This is a genomic window from Actinosynnema sp. (genome assembly GCF_052038725.1).
Genome location: NZ_JBQGCX010001401.1, coordinates 1 through 3,228, shown reverse-complemented (window position 1 = coordinate 3,228; position 3,228 = coordinate 1). Strand labels below are relative to the sequence as shown.

The 3,228-nt window shown below is 73.3% G+C and carries 3 protein-coding genes and 1 pseudogene; 2 read left to right on the top strand and 2 right to left on the bottom strand.

The genetic code is table 11. The annotated features are described in order from the left end of the window. Positions 1–218 precede the first annotated feature (218 nt). Positions 219–1,757 (top strand): MFS transporter, encoded by a 1,539-nt coding sequence (locus ACTUAL_RS29645; RefSeq protein WP_440902546.1) that lies wholly within the window; start codon positions 219–221, stop codon positions 1,755–1,757. Between the two features lie 42 nt (positions 1,758–1,799). Here the strand turns inward: ACTUAL_RS29645 and ACTUAL_RS29640 are convergent, their stop codons facing one another. Continuing rightward, the gene (locus tag ACTUAL_RS29640) at positions 1,800–2,222 is read right to left on the bottom strand and encodes a hypothetical protein (RefSeq protein WP_157767615.1); all 423 of its coding nucleotides are present in this window, start codon (positions 2,220–2,222) and stop codon (positions 1,800–1,802) included. A gap of 103 nt (positions 2,223–2,325) precedes the next feature. Here ACTUAL_RS29640 and ACTUAL_RS29635 point away from each other — a divergent pair, with 103 nt between their 5' ends. After that, positions 2,326–2,979 carry a GNAT family N-acetyltransferase gene (locus ACTUAL_RS29635; RefSeq protein WP_440902545.1) on the top strand — a complete coding sequence of 218 codons (654 nt, stop codon included), beginning with the start codon at positions 2,326–2,328 and terminating at the stop codon, positions 2,977–2,979. A gap of 46 nt (positions 2,980–3,025) precedes the next feature. On the opposite strand, the pseudogene ACTUAL_RS29630 reads toward ACTUAL_RS29635, so the two are convergent. Beyond that, positions 3,026–3,228 (bottom strand): annotated as a pseudogene (locus ACTUAL_RS29630) (cytochrome P450); the annotation flags it as partial.

The window sequence follows — 3,228 nt, the reverse complement described above, 5'->3', positions numbered from 1 at the left end:
GGAAAGAGGGACGCGGGTGGCTCTGCTGCGGGCTCGCTGCGCTCGCCCCGCAGCCCGCGCAGCGGTCGAGTGAGTGGGTCGTTAGTGCGGTCGGCTTGCGGCTTGTGAGTGTGGGTGCGTCTGCTGGGCGGTGCGTCTGCTGGGCGGTGCGCCTGGTGGGCTGTGCGCCTGGTGGTGTTGAGGGTCGGTTTGGTTTGTTAGGGTTGGGTGTCTGACCGGTGCGTTGCCGGGGGTGGTCGGGGTGCTTGCTGCCCGGTCGGGGCTGGAAACCTCGGGCGTGTTCGCGGTGGAGGCACTCCATTCTTGCTCGGTTCAGCCCTGTTCTTCGTCTGCCTGAGGGCAGGAGGAACTGGTGGGTTCTCGCGGTTGTTTCCCTGACGCAGTTGCTGGTCGTCCTTGACGGGACCATCGTCAACGTCGCGCTTCCCAGTGCTCAGGTTGAGCTCGGCATGTCGGACAGCGCGCGGCAGTGGGTGGTCACGGCCTATGCGCTTGCCTTTGGGGCCTTGTTGTTGCTCGGTGGGCGGATCGCGGACTTCTGGGGGCGGCGGCGGGCCTTTTTGCTTGGGCTTGCGCTGTTCGGCGTGGTGTCGGTGTGGGGTGGGGTTGCCGGGAGTGGCGCCGAGTTGCTCGCGGCTCGGGGGTTGCAGGGGGTTGCCGCCGCGTTGATGGCGCCTGCGGCTTTGGCGATCGTCACCGTCACGTTTCCCTCCGGGCGCGAGCGCAACGTCGCCTTCGCCGTCTTCGGCGGGATTTCCGGTGCTGGGGCGGCCATCGGGCTGCTGCTCGGGGGTGTGCTGACCGAGTACCTGTCGTGGCGGTGGTGCCTGCTGGTGAACGTGCCGTTCGTGGTGGTCGGGGTGGTCGCCGGCGGGCTGCTGCTCTCCGAGTCGCGCGCTGACGGGGATCGGCGGTACGACGTGCTCGGGGCGGTCGCCGTCAGCGGGGGGCTCGGGGCGCTCGTGTACGGGCTCACGCTCGCGGAGGAGTCCCTGGTGTCCGCAGCCGCCTTGGGGTTCGTGGTGCTCGGGGTGCTGCTGCTGGGGGCGTTCGTGGTCGTGGAGGCGCGGTCCGCGCATCCGCTGCTGCCGCTGCGGGTGTTCGCCGACCGGGTTCGGGTCGCGGCGTTCCTCGTCCAGGGGATCACGGGGGCGGTGATGATCGGGGCGATGCTGTACCTGACGTTCCACCTGCAGGGAGTGCTGGGGCTCTCCCAGCTGCTCGCCGGGCTCGGCACGTTGCCGATCACCGCGAGCATCACGCTCACCGTGCCGTTCGCCACCCGGATGCTGGAGCGGGTCGGGCCTCGGGCCCAGCTCGTGCTCGGGCCGGTGCTCGCGGCCTGCGGGGTGGGGTACCTGGGGCTGATCACGGCTGACGGCGGGTACTGGGCGCAGGTGCTGCCCGGACTGGTGCTGTTCGGGGCGGGCATGGGGTTCACGTTCGTGCCGCTGCAGAACCTCGCGCTGCTCGGGGTCGAGGCTCGGGACGCCGGGGCCGCCGCGGCCACCGCCACCGCCGCCAACCAGGTCGGCGGGTCGGTGGGGCTCGCGGTGGTGACGGCCATCTACTCGGGCGTGGTGGCTCGGGCCGAGGGGCCCGGAGTCGTCGAGCGGGTGGTGTCGGGGTACTCGGCGGTGTTCGCCAGTGCCGCCGTGCTGCTGTGCGTCGCTGCCGCGGTGGCCTTCACGCTGATCGGCAAGGGGACCGCGCTGCGGACCGGCGTCGAGAGCGCGCCCGCGGTGCACCTGGGGTGAGCGCGGGGTGGAGGGGCGACCGGGGCCGCCCCCCGCGTTCGGCTAGCCGCCCACGCGCGGGGTTGGCATCACCGTGGTCACGACCGTGCGCTCCCAGCCCGTGTCCGCCCAGAAGCTGATTCCCGGCACCTCGCCCAGGCCGCAGCCCCGTGCCAGGGCGCGCAGCACGGCGGGGACCCTGCGCGCGGTGTGGCCGTGGACCAGGACGTCCACCCACGGGGCGTCCACCAGGGCCTGCTCGGCTTCGCCGCCCACCACCACGTGGCAGCGGGGGAACAGGCGCTTCACCTCGCGGGCCAGTTCCACCTCCGTGCCGTCCGCCGCCAGCGCCACCGCGAACGGGGCGTCGAGGGTGGTCAGGAGGGCCGAGCGGTCGTTCCGGTGGAACTCGAACGCCGGGACCGACCGCTGGTCGGCCGGTTCGGCGCACTCGTCCAGCTCGACCAGGTGCACTCGTCTCGGCATGGCGGAATCTCCGTCCTCAATGGACACTGGTGGGCGCTTCCGCGTCCCGGTGGGCGCGGGTGATCCGGTCGCGAGGGGCCGCTCGCGGGGAAGGGGGTGCCCGGTGATCGGGACCACGGTGGAGGCGACCGGGCTGGACGCGGGGGAGTTGGGGGCGGTGCTCGCGGAGGCGTTGCACGACAGCCCGCTGGCCGAGCACTACGAGCCCGACGGTGAGCGGCGGCGGGAGGTGCTGGAGCTCAAGTTCGGGGCCGTGGTCGCGGACTGGTTGACCGAGCCGCCGCTGCCCGCGGTCCGGGCCTGGTTGACGCCGTGCCGGTCGGCCGCCGCCGTGTGGACGCACGCCGACTACCGGCCCGAGCCCGTTGAGGAGTTGGAGACCGCGCGGTGGGTGGCCGACCAGATCGGGCCGTTCGGGGCCGCGCGGTACGAGCGGGCCGTGGCGTTGGCCGAGGAGCGTGAGCCCGACCTGCCGCACCACCGGTTGCGGGCGCTGGCCACTGTGCCGCACCGGCGCCGCAGCGGGCTGGCCTCGGTGGTGCTGGAGCCGGGGCTGCGGTGGTGCGACGAGGGGGGCACGCCCGCCTACCTGTGGACCGCGGGTGACGAGGTGCTGCCGTTCTACCGGGTGCACGGGTTCGACGTGCTGTGGACGCAGCCGGTGGCGGGCGGGTTGCGGTTGCACGGGTTGTGGCGGGACCCGGTGGTGGACGGGGTGCGCATTCCGCGCAGTCGTGGGCGCAGCCCGCAGAGCTGAGCGCCGGGGGGAGGGGGTGCGGCCTGCGGTGCGGGCGGTCATCCGGTCACCAGGTCACCGGTAGGCGCACCACTCGGCGCACCAGCAGGTCGCGGCGCCAGTCCAGCACCTCCTCCGCCGCCAGGCGCACGGTCGGCACGCGGTGCAGCAGGGCGGTCAGGGCCACCTCGAGGAGTTCGGCCACGACGCCGGGGCCCAGGCAGTGGTGCCGGGTCGGGGCGGGGCCCGCCTCGCGGCGGAAGTCCAGGG